We start from the raw sequence: 17,976 nt of genomic DNA, 5'->3' as shown, positions 1-17,976 counted from the left end.
CTGCCTGCTCATCTTCGGGCCCGGGCCAGATCTATGGCATGATCAAACTGGCTGCAAATCCCGTGAAAAGTTTGCGACAGAACCACTTGATATGCCCGTCCCCGATCATACGACGCTGAGCCGCCCGGCACAGAAATGGAGGCCACCCGCCCGAGGAAACCCGCCTCGGCCGGAGGGTCCGCTGCATGTGCTGGTCGATAGCACGGGGTCAAGGGTGTACGGCGCCGGGCAATGGCTGGAGGAGAAACATGGCGCCAAGATCACGCCCCACATGGCGCAAATTCCATCCGGCAGTGCTTTTGCCAATAGTGGCGAGATCATTGCCCAAAGGCTGACCGACCAGGACACGGATGATCCTTCCCAGGTGGAGCCGTTGCTCAGCCAGATCGACGGCGAAATTGACCAGTTCACAGCCGACGGAACCTATGATGCCGCTTCGCTCGAAACTTCTTCTTATTGTCCTCGATGGCCTGCCATGCCGCAACTGGCGCAAATATATGGGCAACCTCGAAGGGTGGGTGCAGTCGGGCGATGCGCGCGTTTGGAAGATGCGCTCCGTGCTGCCCTCGACCTCCGCCTCTTGTTACGCCTCGATCCACACCGGCGTATCGCCGCAGGTCCACCATGTGGTTTCCAACGAAACGCTGTTTCGGGTAAAACAGTCCGACATATTTTCTGAAGTTGTGAAAGCGGGGGGCAAGACAGGTGCGGTCACGCATTCGTTCTGGTCGATGTTCTTCAACCGCGTGCCCTTCGATCTCGTCCGCGACATCGAGTATGACGAACCTGGCGGGCCGATCACCCATGGTCGTTTTCACACGATGACCGGCTACGATCACAAGAACCATGACGCCCAGCGATACGGATTTGTTTGCCACGCTGACTATGCTGGCAGAGCGTCACGGCATCGACTACGGCATTCTCCATACCTGCACGCTGATTCGATGGGACACCGCTATGGTCATGATTGTGGCGAAATGGATCATGCGCTGTTTGCCATGGACGCGATGCTGGCCACTTTTGTGCCGCGCTGGCGCAAAGAGATTTCCGGCGGCAAACGGCTTTGGTGCACGGATCATTCAGTTGTCGTGATTTATTCGAGCGGGGATCTCAATAGCCGGTCTGTCGCAGTCATGCCTTTCAAACGCAATGCCGCCCGCCGTCATCACATCGGCAAGATGAAGTTCAAGGTGACGAACTGGTCGGAATATGAGGCGGGGCTTCGGCGACGTGGAGGCTTGACCTTGTGGCTGACACCGGAGGCGCTTGCGATGTGGTCAGCTCCAAGACGCAAGACCCGTGGTGGCCAGCCTCGCTATTCTGATCTTGCGATCGAGACAGCCTTGTCCCTGGGCATGGTGTCAGGCCGTGCAGACGATCGTTGCGGAGTATAACCGCATCTCGGCGAGCCTGTCCGAAACACCGAAAGACCACCGGCCCAGGTTCACCAGGATCGATGATCAGACCTTTGATATCTTCGATTGAGACCTCTGCTTTCTGCTGGGAACAGGGTACGCGCCCAAGCTTTGGCAGCCCGTCCTTCGGGGTCATGCTGTCACTGGCGATATCATCGCACCCATCCGCAAGCTCGGCGAGGCAAAACGGAAAGCCACCCGCCAGGATGCTGCTGACGTCGCCGAAGCACTCGTCAATATCCGAACCTACTTTATGCCGAAGAGGGCAAAGCAGAAGTTCTGACCGAGAGCCAGAAACCTATTCCGTCATTCACGAAAGCCGTGGGCCATTCGTTGCACTCACCTTTGAACGACAAAAAAAGACCGCCTCGGGCGGCGTCGAGGCGGTCAAAGCGGATATTCCATTCGCGGACCTCGGTGCATGCTGGGGGCACAAATACCGGGGCCGTGCCGAACGCCTCGTCTTAGAAAAGGATGAGGCAATCAGAACCTACCATTCCGCCGTGCCTTGCAAAATTATACAGTGGTTGTCCCAATCATAGACCCAAGTATGGGGTGTCTTATCCCGCGCTCGCCAGATCCTACTGGTAGACATTCAGCAGCCTTGGCGAGACGCCCTTGCGTCGCTCGCTTCTCTCACTGGTCCTCAAAAGCTACTTCACATCGCCGTTGATGACTACAGGTGGACGCTTTTGGAGTGGCTGGTCACTAGCGAGAATGGCGAGGATCTGCAGACTGCTCGGAATACGCCGCTTCTCTTGGTTCATTGGTACGGGACGCCCAATGTGTTCGTCAGCGAACCAGGGTGATCGTTTCGCGGCTTTGGGTGGCTGCAAGCTGTCGGACGCGTATATGCCGTCAAAGGCTGTTCGATCTGTCCAAGGTCACAAAGAGTGTCCTATTAAAACGCTGGACGTGAGCGAGGCAATGACGCGCCTCTAAGTAATCGAGGCATCTCCGCCGCCATATGCCGGATGGCTGGTTATCCCGGCGGTAGCCGGCGCGATGGAAGCACTTTGATTCGGAGGCGAGTGGTCAGCAGTCGCAGCTACATTTCTAGCAGGACTATTGAGTACCTCGCTCAGACGATACTTTGCCGCTCATCATACCAATGCGATCGTCTCCTCTTTCGCCGCAGCGCTCATTAGCGCGGTGGTCGCAGCACTTGTCTCGACCTGATACCGGGCGCGCAGCCGGCTCTGCGCCGCTTTCAGCCTCAGATCATGCAAAAATGCGATGTGATGCCTTCTGGTAAATCGATGGGCTAAAGGATTGTGCCGTGAAAAACATTGATATTCGCTTGCTCGCGTTGCTCCCTGCGTTTCTCTTTGCGCTGGGAGTCATCGAAATAGGCCGTCTCAGCTTTCACCACAGATGGATCTCGCAGGTTTTGGTGCCTGGCTTCTGGGCGCTGCTGTTTGGTTTCTTGGTATATTGCTTGTTCATCTGGGTATCGAGCCAGGAAGAAGAATTTTAGTTAAACCTCTCCTAATGGACACGCCTTGGGCGATCATCGATGCCAGATGCGTCATTCCCGATTGCGGCACTCATCAGTTTCCAGAAACGTTGTCGGTCCCGCGACTTAGTCCGCCCGCCGTTCAAGTTGCGTCCGCTCAATTGGATGCGCCGGATCATTCCGCTGATGCCGTGCAGGCCGAGTCTACCACGTCCGCATTGCGTCCATTTCGTTGAGGATCCCCCGCAAAACCCATCATGCGGCGACCCAATATCGGCCGCGGAGCCAACCATTCTCGCGGCAAACGTTCATCAGCGCCGCATTATGAAACAGCGCTTCGCAATACATCCTACGTCTCAGTAAATTATCTGTTCTCAAGGTGATTTGAGACCTTTGCATACAACTCAATTGCGGCTCAGAAGGTTACCAGATGCGTTTTAGTTCGTTGATGTCGTTGTCTTTTCACTCCAGGTCCGCTCTCGCCGCGCTTGTGCTGGGCACGGGAGTGTCCGGCTGCACTCTCGCCACCGAGCATCCCGAACTCGGTCTTGATATCCCCGACAAATATCGCGAGCAACAGACGCGCGCGCCCGACGACGCCGTTCCGGCGCTGGAGTGGTGGCGGGGCTTTCGCTCGCAAGAGCTGACTTCGCTCATGGAGGAGGCGCAGACCCGTAATCTCGATGTCGCGGCCGCCATCGCCCACATCGCGCAAGCCGACGCCCAGGTCGGGGTTTCGGGGGCTGCGCTGTTGCCGACGGTCACCGAAACGGCGACGGCAGAGCGGGTCCGTGACCCGGGAGGTGCCGGCTTCAATTTAGGTCTCAGCGGGAGTTACATGGTCGATTTTTGGGGAAAGAACCGCGCCTCGCTCTATGCAGCCGAAGAAAGTGCAACCGTCGCCCGCCACAATCACGAAGTGGTGACGCTGACGACGATCGTGACGGTGGCGAACACTTATTTCAATATCCTGGCTGCCCAGGATCAATTGCGCATCGCCCGCCGGGATGTTGGCGCGGCCGAGCGCATCCTTGGTCTCATCAAGCAGCAGTTCAACGCCGGAACAGCATCGCAACTGGATGTGTCGCAGCAGGAGGCGCTGGTGGCGACGCGGCGCGCATCGATTCCTCCGCTCGAGGTGACCTTGAGGCAGAACGTCGCGGCGCTAGCTGTGCTGGTGGCGCGTGCGCCTGTCAATTTCAAGGTGCTCGGCGGATCGACCACGCAAATCGCCGTTCCGCGCGTCACTCCCGGCTTGCCATCGGAACTGCTCAACCAGCGCCCGGATATTCGGCAGGCCGAGGCCCAGCTTGCCGCGTCCAACTTCAGCGTGGAAGCGGCGCGCGCGGCGTTTTTCCCGCAAATCCCGTTGACGGGTCAAACCGGCTTTCAAAGTGCGGCGCTCGCGTCGTTGTTCGGGCCGGGGGCCTGGTTCTACACTCTTGCTGCGAACATGACGCAGCCGATCTTCGATGGCTTCCTGCTGGAGAGCCAGCTCAAGCAGGCAAAGGGCGTGCAGCTGGAGGACCTACTGGCCTATCGCAAGGCCGTACTATCGGCATTCGCCGACGTCGAAAAAGCGCTGGTTGCCCTTCAGCAATTCACCCTGCAGGAGCGGTTGCAAACCGAAGCGGTTACCAGTTCTCGCCGCGCCTTCGACGTAGCGGAAACCCAGTTGCGCGCCGGCACCGTCAATCTGATTACCGTTTTGCAGACGCAGCAGACGCTCTTTACCGCCGAGAATACCTTGGTGCAGGTGCGGCTGTCGAAGCTGCTGGCGGTCAGCAGCCTATTTCAGGCTTTGGGTGGCGGTTGGACGGCGCAGAAGGAGCTGTCGTCGTTGCAGCCATCCGGGCCTGCGAATGTGCCGTCGTAGATCTTCGGCAATGCCCGACGGGGACCTGGCAATTCGAGCGTGGCACGTCCGGCCCTGCGCGTATGCCACGACGGTAGTGCTGACATCCCGTGTCATCTTTGTTCATCTATCTGTTCGGTCCTGATCCGCGGAACGCCATACGCACGGGACTGCAATAAAGCAGTTTCAGCAACTTGTCCTAGTCCAGCCGACTTGTTGCAATAAGGCGGCGCCCATCCACGATCCGTCGGAGAATTCACATCTGGCTGTTCGATGACCAGAGCTATCGCTAGAGGTTGATGAACGCAGAACAACTCTTCGTAGGTATTGGGGCCATGTCGCGGACAATCCAAGATGACTGGATGACCGCGCACAGAAGAGATAAAAGCCCTCACGGCTGCTGGCAGCCGAACAAGACTGGCAGGGCCGACCAAACGGAATTCCCCAAAGGACTCAGTTCCAGTCCGCTCTAGCGTTTGAGCCTGCCGACGACGCATCTGGCGGCAACTGAAGTTACTACCTGAACGGCTGCAGTCGCCGCAGGTGGGTGAAAGGTCAGTGGACAGGTTTTACTGCCAGCCCCAAGCAAGCACCCCTACAAGGATGATCGCCCCTAATGTGGCGCGGTAAACCACAAACGACCAGGTCGAGAAACGTTCCAGAAAGCGCATCAGTCCCCAAATTGCAGCAAAGGATGAAATGCTGCCAACGATAAGCCCGACGGCCAGCATCGACCATGCTTCAAGTGGGATATGTGCCTTGTGGAGCACGAACAGCTCCCTCAGACCGGCCAGCGCGATCGCTGGCAAACCGAGAAGGAACGAAAATCGGGCCGCCTCGTCACGCTTGAGATCCAGGAAAAGGGCCGCGGTCAGCGTCGATCCGGACCGAGAGACTCCCGGGATCAGTGCTCCGACCTGTGCGATACCGACGATGAGGGCGTCGACCAGGTTCATCTGACCCACGTCCTTTTTGTGTCGACTATAGAGCTCGGCAACAGCGAGCAGACCAGCCATGCCGAGGCAGGAACTACCAATAACCCAAAGACTGCGAAGAGAGGTGCCGCACGTGTTCAATGATGAGGACAGCAGCGAGCCCGCAATCACAATCGGAACAGTTGCAATCACGATACCAATCGCAAGCCGCATCGCCGGTGATGACCAATCCCTTTTTCGGATGGCGTCGATCGAGCCAAAAGTCACGATACGAACGTCGCTCCAAAAATAGGAGACTATGGCCGCCAAGGCAGCAAGTTGCATTGCGGCGGAAAATGCGGAACCAGGATCCTGCCAACCGAGCAGGGCCGGGACGAGGCGCATGTGGGCCGTGGAAGAGATCGGCAGCAGCTCGGTCAGTCCCTGTACAATTCCAAGTATCGCAGTTCTGCCATATCCTAAGGCAACAAAACCCGTGTCTACGCCCTGCGTACAGATATCAGCCATGCCTCAGCATCCTTGGTTTTCCATCAGACCACCACCGCCCCGCGCGCCATCCAGGAGTCGGCCGCGAACTTTCGACATGGTGGACCTAATTCTATCAAAGTGGGTACAGGCCAATAGTGATCTGTGACTGATGCAGTTGCCAAAAACTGGATCGGACTGAAGATTGTCGGCTAGCTGGCCACGCTGGTGACTGCCGCTCCCATTGGCGATGTGTAACATGGTAGCTCAGCTTCCGACCCGCTATGAGGAATGCCGAAGTCTCTTCAATTCACATGCCAAAGCGAATGCGGAACTAACGATCGCGATGCTTTCGCCGATGGCAAGCCGGTTGTTTGAATTGCTGAGAAGAGTGAACGCGAAGAAAAGCAGGATAAGAAAATAGGCGTGCATCACCGCACGGGGAACAATAGTGGCAGACGCTGCCTGATAGATGGAACGGCAGAAGGCGAAAAGCATGATTGAAAAAACGGCAGCGCCGGCCAAACCATATCGCACCAAAATTTCCAGGTAGCCATTGTGCGTCAGCGTGTAGGTGACGCCCGTGTAGTGCGCATTGCGCCAACGAACGATCCACTCGTTCCCCCAACCGAATATCGGCGCAGCCGAAAACACCTCCCAGGCGTTGGACCAGAGTTGCAATCGCTCGTCCATCGACAAGGGTGTGGCCCGGGCGTCGATGGTCTCGGACACCGCTGCGTCGAGCGTCTTTCCCCTGTTGATGTCCTGCAGCATGGACACCGTCGAAGCGATAGTTTGGCCCGCCGTCCGATCAAGGTTGCCGCGGACGGCGTAAACGCCGGCGGCGAGGGTGAGCGCGACGCCGGCTATGATCAGCACGCCCGTTCGAAGCCTCAAATAGCGCAAGATGATGACGGCGATCGCGGGTGAAGAAAGCCCGAGAGCCAGCCACACGCCCTTGGATTTCGCCCCGTAGATGCCGATGAGGCAAAGAACGATCAGCGGCGGCGTTATCAGGGTCGAAAACAATTTGAGCATTTTGCTTGCATTCGGGATCGTCAGATAGTGAAGCATCCAGAAGGCTGCGCCAATCAAGATGATACCGCAGCAAACCGCGCCGTGAATCTGGTTATGTTGAATGAGCGGGCGGACGGTTTCTCCCGCAAAAATGAGCTGGTAGTGAGTGGTCGCCGCGATGGTGAGGAACGCAATTCCGAAATAGACCGCTGCAATCCGCTCCATATCCTGCCAGCATTGAAAGAAAATGAACGCCATCAGCGGGAAGACGAGAGGGATGCCGAATAGTATCTCGCGATCGCCGACCGGATGACCGGGCAACAGGATAGCCTCGGCTGAAAAGCGGCCCAAGGCATAGACGCCCCATCCAATGCACAGCCAGCCGCGCCAGTCCATGGTCGGACGCGTTGTAGCTTTCGCATAGCGATAAAAGGCGATGAGAACCAGCACCGCGCCGGCATACCGATACGCGTAACTCTCCACCAGTGTGGCCGATGCCACCAGGAGCCAAAGGCTGCCAGTCACAATAATCCAAATTGTTTCTGGCGATGGTCTTGAGACTGAAAGCTGGCCTCGCAAACTCATCGCTTTGACCCTTCGTTTGATGTTGTGCGATTGGCGACCGACAAGATCAATGTGGCGGCAGCCAACATATCATGGGGTTCTTGCCGTAAAGAGTAGATCGCATGAGCTGTTGCATTCACTCCGGATTTTCCAGGCTGAACATTTCAGTGCGCTCGTCATAGGCAAACAGCTCCGCGTAGCGCGCCCACGATACGATCGTCCTCAGCGTTTCGTCCGCACGGGACTCGGTCATGTAGTCTTCCAGCTCGTTGCGGAAGCGTGCAGCCGGAGCGGTATGGGTGGGCCGCTCGTCAAGGACCCGTCTGATCAAGCCCATTAGCGGCACGTAGGTGACCAGATGCTCGGCAAAGAGCTTCTTGCGGGCGTCAGTTTCGAGGTTTGCAAACCGCTGGCCTGCATCGGTGAGCACAAGATCGCCCTCGCTGAGCTGGGCAAATCGCAAGAGCTGGAGCGCTTCGCCGAGGTGAAAGAGTTCATCGGCCTCCAATTGCAGCGTGCCCGCAAGAACCGGAAGGTCGGCACGGCCATGGTACGGTGCGCCCGCCAGTGCCTCGATCAAGCCCGAGAGGATGTTGGTCGATACCGGCTCCAGCACCATGCCCATGCCGGTGCCGGGGATCCCTTCCATCGCGGGCGAACGCGGCTCGGCGCGCCGCGTCATCAGCGCATAGATGCTGTCGACGAGCTGGCGGAACATCGGATCGAGGCGATTGCGGGGATGTGGCAGGTCGACCTTCAGCTCGCGCGCCACGCGGCCGGGGTTGGAGGAGAAGACCAGGACGCGGTCGCACATCAGCACCGCCTCCTCGATATTATGGGTAACCATCAGGACGGACTTGATCGGCAGTCGTCCCTCGATCCACAGGTCGATCATGTCCGTGCGCAACGTCTCCGCAGTCAACACGTCGAGTGCCGAGAAAGGTTCGTCCATCAGAAGCAGATCGGGATGGACCACGAGCGCGCGGGCGAAGCCGACACGCTGGCGCATGCCGCCGGACAACTCCTTCGGATAGGCATTCTCGAAGCCGTCGAGACCGATCAGGTCGATGGCCGCAAGTGCCAGCGAGCGCCGCTCTGCGCGGTCTACACCCTTGGCCTCCAGGCCGAGTTCCACATTCTGCAGCACGGTCAGCCACGGAAAGAGTGCGAAGGACTGGAAGACCATGGAGACGCCGACTGGTGGCCCGACGATCTCCGAGCCGCGGCATTTGGCGTCGCCAGAGGAAGGCGACAGCAGTCCTGCGATGATGCGCAGCAGCGTCGACTTGCCGGAGCCGGAGCGGCCGAGCAGGCCGACGATCTCGCCTTCCTTGATGGTCAGGTCGACATTCTCGAGGACGACAACGTCGTTGCCGCTCGCCTTGGGGAAGGAACGGCAGACCTGGCTGATGTCAATGAGCGGAGTTTTGGCGATTTGATCAAGCATGGGAATTGTCCTCTGGTCGAATGACATCGACGTTAGCCCAGTCGGAGCCGGCGTTCGCCGAAGGCGTAGAGCGGCCGCCAGACCAGGCGGTTGAAAAGCGTGACAAACGTGCACATGACGACAATGCCGAGCACGACACGCGGGAAGTCACCGTTGGTCGTCGCATTGGCGATATAGGAGCCAAGTCCGGGCGTCGTGAGCTGGGTGTCGCCCCAGCTAGCAACCTCGGCGACGATGCTGGCGTTCCACGAGCCGCCCGAAGCGGTGATTGCGCCGGTGATGTAGTAAGGAAAGATGCCGGGCAGGATCACTTTGAACCACCAGCGCCACCCCTTAATGTGGAAGCTGCGCGCCGCTTCCTTGAGGTCGCTCGGAAAGGCGCTCGCGCCAGCGATCACGTTGAACAGGATGTACCATTGCGTGCCGAGGATCATCAGCGGGCTCAGCCAGATATTGGCATTGAGGCTGAAATGGACGATCGCCACCACGAAGACGGGAAAGGCGATGTTGGCTGGAAATGCTGCCAGGAATTGCGCCAGCGGCTGCACCTTTTCGGCAAGCTTTGGACGCAGACCGATCCATACCCCGATCGGCACCCAGACCACGGTCGCTATCGCCATCAGGACGATGACGCGCAGCAAGGTGACAAAGCCATAGAGCGTTGCCGTCGCGACATCCGACCATCCGAGATTGGCCCGGAGATAGTCTATGCTGATATAGGCCGCCCAGGCCGCCGCCATGACAATGACGGCAATCCCGATCCAATCAGTCACACGGGAGATCGCGACGCTATTCGCCGTTGAACCATTTTTGGGTAGTTTGGGCAGCCGCAGATTCCAGACCTGCCTCGCAATCCATTGCAAAGGAGCAGTCAGCAGGCGTGTGACGCGAGCCTGGCGGAACAGATCAAGCATCCACGACGTCGGCGCGACGCCCGAGGTGGTGGTTTCGAAACGGAACTTGTCAGCCCAGGCGACCAGAGGCCGGAACAGGAGCTGGTCATAGAGGATGATGACGCCCAGCATGGCGACGACGGCATAGAAAACCGCCATGATGTTTTGTTGCTTGATGGCGAGCGCGACATAGGAGCCGATCCCCGGCAGGGTGACCGTTGTGTTGCCGACGGTGATAGCCTCAGACGCGACGACGAAGAACCAGCCGCCTGACATCGACATCATGGTGTTCCAGACCAGACCGGGCATGGCGAAAGGCACGTCGAGCCGCCAGAAGCGTTGCCATCCACTTAGATGAAAGCTTTGTGTCGCCTCCTCCAGATCCTTGGGTTGGTTGCGCATCGACTGATACATGCTGAAGGTCATATTCCAGGCCTGGCTGGTGAAGATCGCAAAGACCGAGGCGAGTTCGGCACCGAGGACGCTGCCCGGGAAGAGATTGAGGAAGAAGGTGACGGTGAAGGTCAGGAAGCCAAGGATAGGCACTGACTGCAAAATGTCGAGCGTCGGGATCAGCACCATCTCTGCCCGCCTGCTCTTTGCGGCAACTGCGGCATAGACGAAGGTGAAGACCAGCGAGAACACGATCGCCAACAGCATGCGCAGGATGGTGCGCAGGGCATAGATCGGCAGGTTGGCTGGATCAAGCGACAGTGGCGCGACATCAAGCGCCGAGAGCGGAGCCGTCGTCACGCGCGCGCCGTAGGCGACAAGGACGATGGCGCCAACGACAAGCAGCAGCGCCATCAGATCCCAGTGGGTCGGCAATACGGAACGTCGGATGGCAAGCGGAGCGAATTTCTGATGTGTCATGAGAGGGCCCATGTTTCGCGTCCCAAGGCGTTGAACGGAGTGACGAACATGCCATTGGAGGGTTGTGAAGGACGCCTGGCTCAGGTGTGCGGCAAATGTGCGAGCGAAGCGGCCGGCCGCGTAATCAGACGGCCGGATGACGACTGTGTCGGGATAAGTTTGAGGAGATGAGCGGCGCTTCACTCGAAAAATCGCATGGGCGATTCATCGTGCAGGTCCGCGGACTACGTGCCGTTGGCCATCGGTTCAAACTTCCTTTGATTGTCCGCGCGAGGTTGCTTTAGGCGTCCAGCTGGACACAAGAAAGCTATAGAATAGCTGCACGCCTTGCGCCACGTTGAATGGGGTAAGGCGGAGAACGCTTAGGCATACAGACAATATACCTTGGTATATTTGATGGGATGATGGGTGGGTTACGGCTGTTCGATCGAACACATCTCGTTTAGCTGAATGGGAAGAAGCCGGCGACCTGTCCCGGCCCTCGATACCGACGAGCAGGCTTGCGGAGATGCTCGATCTGTCGGACCGTCGAGCAGGACACATCGGGTGAAGCAACAGTCATGGCCGCGAGACGATGAAACACGCTATGTTTTCCAAAGAGCAAAATAGGCCGAAGCTGAGGGCCGCCTTTATCGCGTCTTTGCTGATCTGCATTTTTGTGGCCGATACGGTCACGAACTTCGAGATCGCCTTTGCGGTCTTTTACATCGCGGTCATTCTCATCGCGATCGGATTCCTGTCGACGCGCGGCGTCGTCGTTCTTGCATCCATTTGCATCGGCCTCACGGTGCTAAGCCTGTTTCTGACGCGGCGCGGATCCTTTGAAGCGGGGCTCTTCAACTGCGGCATCAGCACCTGCGCCATCGGCATCACCACTTACCTTGCCCTGAAAACCGTGGCCGCGCAGGCGGCTGTTTACGACGCGCAGGAGCAGTTTGCGCGCATGGCACGCCTGACCCGGCTTGGCGAACTAACCGCCTCGATCGCCCATGAGGTCAATCAGCCTTTGGCGGGGATGGCAACCAGCGCGGACGCCTGCCGCCGCTGGCTCGATCATGCTCCTCCCAACCTCGAAAGAGCGCGACTGGCGGCCGAACGGATCGTCAGCGACGCGAAACGCGCGAGCGACGTCATCGTGCGCGTGCGTCGCCTGGCAAAGAGCGAGCCTCCGCACCAAGAACGCTTCGATCTCAACGAGGCGGCCGCCGAAGCGGTCGGGATGGCTGAGCATGAGATCGAGCGCAACAGCGTTTCTCTGCAAATGAACCTTGCAGAGGATCTACCATCGGTGATGGCCGACAAGATCCAGATCCAGCAGGTGATCAGCAATCTGCTGCTCAATGCCATCGAAGCGATGACTGGCGTTCCCAGTTTCAAGAGGGAGTTGGCAGTATCATCGTCTCGCGATGACGAAGGTAGGGTCGTGTTTGCCGTTGCCGATTCTGGCAGTGGAATGAAGCAGACGACGATTGATCATCTGTTCGAAGCGTTCTGGACCACCAAGGAAAGCGGCATGGGGATCGGCTTGACCATCAGCCGCTCGATCATCGAAGCGCACGGAGGCCGCATCTCGGTGACATCCGCGCCCCGCATGGGCACCATCGTCCAATTCAGCCTGCCGGCCGCCGAGGAAAATGAGACATGACAACCGCTGGGCAGAGCATCGATGCAAATGAGCCGATCGTTTACGTGATCGACGATGACAGATCTGTGCGCGTCGCGTTGGAGGACCTGCTTGCATCCGTGGGGCTGACTGTCCGGTCCTACGGATCGATACAGGAGTTCTTGAGCACGCCTGTCGCCGACGCGCCCGGATGCCTTGTGCTCGACGTACGGATGCCAGGACAAAGTGGCCTGGAGTTTCAGCAACAGATGAAGACACTGGGTGTTCGCCTGCCCGTCATCTTCATCACGGGCCACGGCGATATCGCTATGTCGGTCAGGGCCATGAAGAACGGCGCTATTGAGTTTCTGACCAAGCCCTTTCGTGACCAGGACCTGCTCGACGCGATCCAGCACGGCATCGAGCAAGATCGTTTGCAGCGGAAGGAGGAAAGCATATCCACGGACCTGCGAGAGCTTTGGCATACACTCACTCCTGGCGAGCGGGTTGTCATGGAACTTGTCGTTCAGGGGCTTCTCAACAAACAGATCGCCGGCGATCTCGGTGTCAGCGAAATTACCGTCAAGGTTCGCCGAAGCCAGGTCATGCGCAAGATGAATGCGAAATCCGTGGCTGATCTGGTGAGGATCTGGGTTCGATTGAAACTGCCGAGTTGAGGGGTCAAGCGGTAGAGATTCACGCCTCAGTTCTTTATGCGCGCGGCACTCGGACGCGCGCTCGCGGGCGTTCTCGGTGCGCCGCCGGGCCGCATTCACATGAAGCCGCGCGACAAGGCGCCGCGCAAGGTAAACGGGTTGAGCGGGTGCGCACCGCTCTACCGTCATGCGGCCAAGGCCGCCGGCATCATGAACGCCGTAAGTCCATCAGACCCATTTTGGCTGGCTTGAAATTCCCGCGGCACGCAAGCGAACTTCCTGCGCCGAGCCACGAAATCGCGACGGAAGAGGCTCTGAAGCCGCCACCTGAGGAGACGGGGCAGACCCTATATCGTCGTCTTCTTCGGAGCAGGTATCGGTCGAGGAGCGCGGACGATGGAGGATTTCGGCCGGTTATGCAGATTTCTCTTGTTGCCTCAATAGCCGGGCTACTCGGTGGAGTTTTGTTGATCCGCTTCAACGGCCAAGTGAGCTGAAGATGAGGAACCTACCTACCAGATGACCGCTTTGGGCGCTTTTTCTCAGGGGTTTGCAGCCCTGACGGTCGCAAAGGTGGGCGACGACAATGTCAATTCCGAGTTCGCAACTTTCTTCCGGACGACCGTCCTCCTGATGGCGGCTGGCCTGATGCTGTACCGGGAACTGGCAGGAGCCGTCATCCGTTTCGCTGCGAGGCTGGCTTTTCCTCTTCCTGTCCGACCTTGCCACCGGCGCATCGTGGATTTGCTACACTTAACCGAACAGTAAGTACGCGGCTGCATCGGCGGCAAGAAACGCCTGTTTGCATAAAATTCGAATGAAATTTTTGCGCCTCTTTTTGCGGCTCCTGGGGTTTTCTGGGGCCAGCGAAGGAGATCTGCATGCGACTGCTTTATATCATCGGTCTGTCCTGGATCGCGATGCTGCTTTGTTACACCGCCGGCACGGCGATGCCATCTTCCAATACATCGGATTGGCGACGACGCCCCTTCGCGCAGACAATGGAAAACACCTCGGTCCCCGTCGGCTGGGTGGATTTCTGCATCGCGCAGCCAAAGGAATGCGCGATGACAGGGCTGAGCCCCTTAATCGTTACTATGACGGATGAACGGTGGAGCGATTTGCACAAGATCGACATGCTCGCCAACCACACTATCTACGGTGTCGCCGACAACGATCACTATGGCATCTACAAGCTCGGCATCATCAACTGGTGGACCTACCCAGACGACGGCAAGGGGAATTGCAACGACTATGTTCTCCTGAAGAAGAAACTGCTTGTCGAAGCTGGCTGGCCCGCCTCAGCGCTGCTTTTGACCGTGGTTCTTGATCACGAGAATGAAGGTCATCTGGTTCTAACGGTCCGCACCGACCGGGGAGACCTCATCCTTGATAACATGGTCGACGATGTAAAACTCTGGAACGCCACCGGCTACACCTTCATCAAAAGACAATCGCAAGGTGATCCCAACACTTGGCAGCGGCTTGAACCGGGCAAGTCCCCCCAAGAGCTTGCTATGATCAACAGGGTGCGGGCGGCCCGTCAGCAGTGATTCAAAGACCAGTAGTTTTCAAGTAGGTCTTTGCCGTCACGGTCAAGAATCGCGAAATCACCGGGTACGATCACGAAAAAGCGCTCGGGGGTCCCGGTGCCGCCTGATGTCGACCGCCGATCGATCGTGCCGCAGACTACATAGCCGGGCGTCCGGCTGCTCGGCTTGATCGCTGCAATGCGAAAATTGCCTGGCGGCTCTTCCAATCGGCGTGCAACCGCGTCGCGGGCAATTGCCGGCACGTCCGCAACGGTGGGGGCTGCTGCACCGGGCGCAGCGACAAGGAGGATGCCAGAGGCCAAAAGAACGTGGTTCATCGCGCCGGCACCGTAAGGTCAACCAAGGCTACTCTGTGACCCCATCCGCATTCGACCCTCCCAATCCATCGATCTGTTTGTGTTTCCCTCTGGAGGTGCTCTTTCGCCATATTTTCTCCCAATTTCACTGTCGAAGACGTGTACGCGATCTCGTCCGACGATATAGGTGTTCAGTTGGAACGCACGGATATCGCATTCGCCTTTAAATCAGAGCGAGATGAAGCGAGAATGTTTTCTCCAGCAAAAATTTCGGCCGCTGGCCTTGCCCTGCTTCTTTGCCTCGGCACGATCAGTTATGCGCGCGAGGTCACCGACGTGCCTCCGGGCAATCGAAACCGGGAACAGCCGCCAATCCCCGCCGCCTCGGCCATTCGCGCCAAGGCATTCGATACCACCTACGACGACAAATATGCGAAAATCATGGCCGTCCTGCGAAAGGACCCGGAGCTGATTTCGCGGATCAAGGAAGCGGCGAAGACCTACCAGATCGATCCCATTCACATCGTTGGCTCCCTGGTGGGCGAGCATACCTATAACGTCACCATCGTCGACAACATAAAAATGTACTACGTGAAGGCGCTCGCCTATTCGCAGGCCGACTTCGCCTTCAGCTACAAAGGCGCAAAGCTTCAATCCTTCGTCAAGCGCCCCGAATTCGCCCCTTGTGACCCCGGTCTGGGCAGCGCCGAACTTTGGGAATGCCGCGACGAAGTATGGGATGTGAATTTCCGCGGCAAGATCGTCGACGGCGTGCAATTCGACAACCTGACGTTCCAGCGCGCCTTCTTCCAGCCCTTTTACGCTGGCCAGACATTCGGCCTCGGACAGATCAGCCCGCTGACCGCGCTGGAGGTTACCGACATGGTGCATGCCACAAGCGGATTGGCCAAGCTATCGCCGGACAATCCGCAGGCCATCTACCGCGACATCATGGATCCCAATCGCTGCGTCATATATATCGCCGCGATTGTCGCGGACGCGATCAAGGCTTACCGCGACCAGGGCTTCGAGATTTCCAACAATCCGGGCCTCACCGCAACACTCTACAATGTCGGCCAACCACGCCGGCGGGCGCTCGCCCTCAGACAGGCGGCCGATCGCGCCGGCGGCAAGAAACTGCCGGAGGAGAATTACTATGGCTGGCTCGTCAATGAAAAGTTGCAGGAGCTTCGCGGACTATTGCAGCCATCCCTAGCACGCAATTAACGGGCCAATTTACGCAATGCTGTCAATTTGCCAGGCTGCCCAGGTCTCGTTCGAGGCGGGCGATGGCAAGGTGGAATCGCCGCTGCGCTACATCGGAACGCCGTGCTGGACGGCGCCTTCGGGGATGTCGACAATTCTTGGGGGGAAGGCCCTGAGCCTAGCTCAAATCCCAGTAATCGCTTTGTAACTAGTCCATGCTCAAACTGGTCGTCGCGAGTCGCATCAAGCGATTCATTGTGAACGCGAGCGGGGGCTCTATGCGCTTTCTTTCGTTGCTGGCATGCGCCATCGTCGCCGTGGTTGGATCGTGTACGCCGGCTAATGCTGGCTCCGTCCTTGGCCCAAGCCGGTCGGTGGGGGCTCCGCCCGGTTTCGCGTCGGCCTGTCATCGATATTCGTGGTTGTGCGGCTCACCCCTGGCTGGGCGCGCAATGGGTGACGCGGAGGCACTTTCGGTATTGAGGGCCGCAAATGCTCAAGTCAATGCGGCTTTGATTCCAACCGGCGGCATGTCGGCGGTCGGCCGGATTGACTATTGGTCGCTCCCGATCAACGGACGTGGCGACTGCAAACACTATGCGCTCCTCAAGAAGAAGACCCTTATTGCCAACGGATTCCGCGCCGACCGGCTTGCTGTGGCCGTAGTGCTGGACCGAAACGGCAACAATCACGCTGTGCTGATGGCGCGCTTGAATGGCGGAGACTACGTGCTCGACAATCTCACCGACAGCATCCGTTCGTGGGATGATACCGGCTACACCTTCCTGGCCCGCCAGAATTTTCAAGACCAACGCAAGTGGGAAGTGATCCTGGCCGGGCCGCGTGCTGGGAAATTTCAGGGCACTTGAACCGGTTCTGTCGCAAACTTTTGGAAAGGCCGCAGAACCGGCTATTGCTAGACACACTTATGCAGCGAGTGCAGCGAATTGCTGAAATGCCGATTGGCCACTGGTTGAGAATTGCCTCTTGCGGATCATGTGGGCCCCTTCGATGCCATCCGGTGTTGCTGACGCAGACTGAAAGGATTTGAAGCCTTTCATCGGACGGGTCAGCTTCTTGATAAACCTGTGATCTTGCTCAACCATGTTGTTGAGATATTTGATCTGCAGGGTTTCGATCAGCCAGAACCATCCCTGCAACAGCAGCAGCCGGTTGATGTTCAATCCTGCCAGGTTCGCACCGCTCTTGTTGATGACGACCTTTTCAGGCCAGCCATTGTTCTCGATCGTGCGGGCGAAGAAGGCAGGCACTGCCCGCAGCCTCATCGCGGTGTTCAGACAGAATGAAATCGGCTTTGGTGCACGGATCATTCAGTTGTCGTGATTTATTCGAGCGGGGATCTCAATAGCCGGTCTGTCGCAGTCATGCCTTTCAAACGCAATGCCGCCCGCCGTCATCACATCGGCAAGATGAAGTTCAAGGTGACGAACTGGTCGGAATATGAGGCGGGGCTTCGGCGACGTGGAGGCTTGACCTTGTGGCTGACACCGGAGGCGCTTGCGATGTGGTCAGCTCCAAGACGCAAGACCCGTGGTGGCCAGCCTCGCTATTCTGATCTTGCGATCGAGACAGCCTTGTCCCTGGGCATGGTGTTCGGCCTGCGGTTGCGGCAGGCCGAAGGCTTTCTGAAATCGATACTGCAATTGATGGGGTTGGCACTCCCTTCCCCGATCATACCACGCTCAGCCGTCGGGCACGGACGTGGCAATCGCTCAGCAAAC

General features: G+C 58.2%; 13 protein-coding genes and 7 pseudogenes. 14 read left to right on the top strand and 6 right to left on the bottom strand.

Translation table 11 applies throughout. From position 1 onward, the window contains the following. Positions 1-85 precede the first annotated feature (85 nt). From CPY51_RS33585 to CPY51_RS24335, 6 genes and pseudogenes are all read left to right on the top strand, one after another. Positions 86-430: pseudogene (locus CPY51_RS33585) on the top strand (transposase); the annotation flags it as partial. Further along, positions 351-1,013, top strand: a pseudogene (locus CPY51_RS24355) (alkaline phosphatase family protein); the annotation flags it as partial. The pseudogenes CPY51_RS33585 and CPY51_RS24355, both read left to right, overlap by 80 nt. Before the next feature lie 120 nt (positions 1,014-1,133). Beyond that, positions 1,134-1,367 (top strand): annotated as a pseudogene (locus tag CPY51_RS24350) (transposase); the annotation flags it as partial. After that, positions 1,363-1,698, top strand: a pseudogene (locus CPY51_RS24345) (UPF0149 family protein); the annotation flags it as partial. The pseudogenes CPY51_RS24350 and CPY51_RS24345, both read left to right, overlap by 5 nt. Positions 1,699-2,694: 996 nt before the next feature. After that, complete coding sequence (locus tag CPY51_RS24340) at positions 2,695-2,892, top strand: hypothetical protein (protein WP_111162806.1); 198 nt, start codon at positions 2,695-2,697, stop codon at positions 2,890-2,892. Between the two features lie 409 nt (positions 2,893-3,301). Continuing rightward, positions 3,302-4,747: an efflux transporter outer membrane subunit gene (locus CPY51_RS24335; protein WP_244598774.1), complete on the top strand. Its 1,446-nt coding sequence runs from the start codon at positions 3,302-3,304 to the stop codon at positions 4,745-4,747. Between the two features lie 548 nt (positions 4,748-5,295). Here CPY51_RS24335 and CPY51_RS24330 read toward each other — a convergent pair. From CPY51_RS24330 to CPY51_RS24315, 4 genes are all read right to left on the bottom strand, one after another. Continuing rightward, positions 5,296-6,168 (bottom strand): undecaprenyl-diphosphate phosphatase, encoded by an 873-nt coding sequence (locus CPY51_RS24330; RefSeq protein ID WP_111162804.1) that lies wholly within the window; start codon positions 6,166-6,168, stop codon positions 5,296-5,298. Between the two features lie 240 nt (positions 6,169-6,408). Beyond that, entirely contained in the window at positions 6,409-7,668 is a 1,260-nt protein-coding gene (locus tag CPY51_RS24325; protein ID WP_195909616.1) for an O-antigen ligase family protein, read from the bottom strand. 175 nt (positions 7,669-7,843) lie between these two features. Beyond that, positions 7,844-9,154 carry an ABC transporter ATP-binding protein gene (locus CPY51_RS24320; RefSeq protein ID WP_111162802.1) on the bottom strand — a complete coding sequence of 437 codons (1,311 nt, stop codon included), beginning with the start codon at positions 9,152-9,154 and terminating at the stop codon, positions 7,844-7,846. 32 nt (positions 9,155-9,186) lie between these two features. Then, a complete protein-coding gene (locus CPY51_RS24315; RefSeq protein ID WP_111162801.1) occupies positions 9,187-10,920 on the bottom strand; it encodes an ABC transporter permease in 1,734 nt (577 codons plus the stop codon). A 586-nt stretch (positions 10,921-11,506) separates the two neighbouring features. On the opposite strand from CPY51_RS24315, the gene CPY51_RS24310 reads away from it, so the two are divergent. The 5 genes and pseudogenes from CPY51_RS24310 (at position 11,507) to CPY51_RS24290 (ending at position 14,732) form a co-directional block, all read left to right on the top strand. Beyond that, entirely contained in the window at positions 11,507-12,565 is a 1,059-nt protein-coding gene (locus tag CPY51_RS24310; RefSeq protein WP_244598773.1) for a sensor histidine kinase, read from the top strand. Beyond that, on the top strand, positions 12,562-13,200 hold the full coding sequence (locus tag CPY51_RS24305; protein ID WP_111162799.1) for a response regulator transcription factor: 639 nt from the start codon (positions 12,562-12,564) through the stop codon (positions 13,198-13,200). The genes CPY51_RS24310 and CPY51_RS24305 overlap by 4 nt, the downstream gene beginning before the upstream one ends. Positions 13,201-13,236: 36 nt before the next feature. After that, positions 13,237-13,431, top strand: a complete 195-nt coding sequence (locus tag CPY51_RS24300) for a hypothetical protein (RefSeq protein ID WP_111162798.1) — start codon at positions 13,237-13,239, stop codon at positions 13,429-13,431. Positions 13,432-13,702: 271 nt separating this feature from the next. Then, positions 13,703-13,930: pseudogene (locus CPY51_RS24295) on the top strand (EamA family transporter); the annotation flags it as partial. Positions 13,931-14,060: 130 nt separating this feature from the next. Further along, complete coding sequence (locus CPY51_RS24290) at positions 14,061-14,732, top strand: transglutaminase-like cysteine peptidase (RefSeq protein WP_111162796.1); 672 nt, start codon at positions 14,061-14,063, stop codon at positions 14,730-14,732. Here the strand turns inward: CPY51_RS24290 and CPY51_RS24285 are convergent. Then, the gene (locus CPY51_RS24285; RefSeq protein ID WP_111162795.1) at positions 14,723-15,049 is read right to left on the bottom strand and encodes a hypothetical protein; all 327 of its coding nucleotides are present in this window, start codon (positions 15,047-15,049) and stop codon (positions 14,723-14,725) included. The genes CPY51_RS24290 and CPY51_RS24285 overlap by 10 nt on opposite strands. Before the next feature lie 228 nt (positions 15,050-15,277). On the opposite strand from CPY51_RS24285, the gene CPY51_RS24280 reads away from it, so the two are divergent. Then, a complete protein-coding gene (locus tag CPY51_RS24280) occupies positions 15,278-16,255 on the top strand; it encodes a DUF1402 family protein (RefSeq protein ID WP_111162794.1) in 978 nt (325 codons plus the stop codon). 257 nt (positions 16,256-16,512) lie between these two features. Then, positions 16,513-17,103, top strand: coding sequence for a transglutaminase-like cysteine peptidase (locus tag CPY51_RS24275; protein WP_111162816.1), 591 nt, complete (start codon positions 16,513-16,515; stop codon positions 17,101-17,103). Positions 17,104-17,160: 57 nt separating this feature from the next. On the opposite strand, the pseudogene CPY51_RS24270 reads toward CPY51_RS24275, so the two are convergent. After that, positions 17,161-17,545, bottom strand: a pseudogene (locus CPY51_RS24270) (DDE-type integrase/transposase/recombinase); the annotation flags it as partial. Between the two features lie 74 nt (positions 17,546-17,619). On the opposite strand from CPY51_RS24270, the pseudogene CPY51_RS24265 reads away from it, so the two are divergent. Further along, positions 17,620-17,976: pseudogene (locus CPY51_RS24265) on the top strand (transposase); the annotation flags it as partial.

It is taken from the genome of Arminella tubonensis (assembly GCF_003240585.1).
Lineage (GTDB): Bacteria > Pseudomonadota > Alphaproteobacteria > Rhizobiales > Rhizobiaceae > Rhizobium > Rhizobium tubonense.
Note: the sequence above shows the minus strand (reverse complement) of the source record. Positions and strands in the feature narration are given on the sequence as shown.

Bases quoted from the DNA above. Each gene is read 5' to 3' on its own strand.
- CPY51_RS24330 (WP_111162804.1), bottom strand. From the start codon at position 6,168: ATGGCTGATATCTGTACGCAGGGCGTAGACACGGGTTTTGTTGCCTTA.
- CPY51_RS24315 (WP_111162801.1), bottom strand. From the start codon at position 10,920: ATGACACATCAGAAATTCGCTCCGCTTGCCATCCGACGTTCCGTATTG.
- CPY51_RS24280 (WP_111162794.1), top strand. From the start codon at position 15,278: ATGTTTTCTCCAGCAAAAATTTCGGCCGCTGGCCTTGCCCTGCTTCTT.
- CPY51_RS24285 (WP_111162795.1), bottom strand. From the start codon at position 15,049: ATGAACCACGTTCTTTTGGCCTCTGGCATCCTCCTTGTCGCTGCGCCC.
- CPY51_RS24290 (WP_111162796.1), top strand. From the start codon at position 14,061: ATGCGACTGCTTTATATCATCGGTCTGTCCTGGATCGCGATGCTGCTT.
- CPY51_RS24335 (WP_244598774.1), top strand. From the start codon at position 3,302: ATGCGTTTTAGTTCGTTGATGTCGTTGTCTTTTCACTCCAGGTCCGCT.
- CPY51_RS24320 (WP_111162802.1), bottom strand. From the start codon at position 9,154: ATGCTTGATCAAATCGCCAAAACTCCGCTCATTGACATCAGCCAGGTC.
- CPY51_RS24275 (WP_111162816.1), top strand. From the start codon at position 16,513: ATGCGCTTTCTTTCGTTGCTGGCATGCGCCATCGTCGCCGTGGTTGGA.
- CPY51_RS24305 (WP_111162799.1), top strand. From the start codon at position 12,562: ATGACAACCGCTGGGCAGAGCATCGATGCAAATGAGCCGATCGTTTAC.
- CPY51_RS24310 (WP_244598773.1), top strand. From the start codon at position 11,507: ATGTTTTCCAAAGAGCAAAATAGGCCGAAGCTGAGGGCCGCCTTTATC.
- CPY51_RS24300 (WP_111162798.1), top strand. From the start codon at position 13,237: ATGCGCGCGGCACTCGGACGCGCGCTCGCGGGCGTTCTCGGTGCGCCG.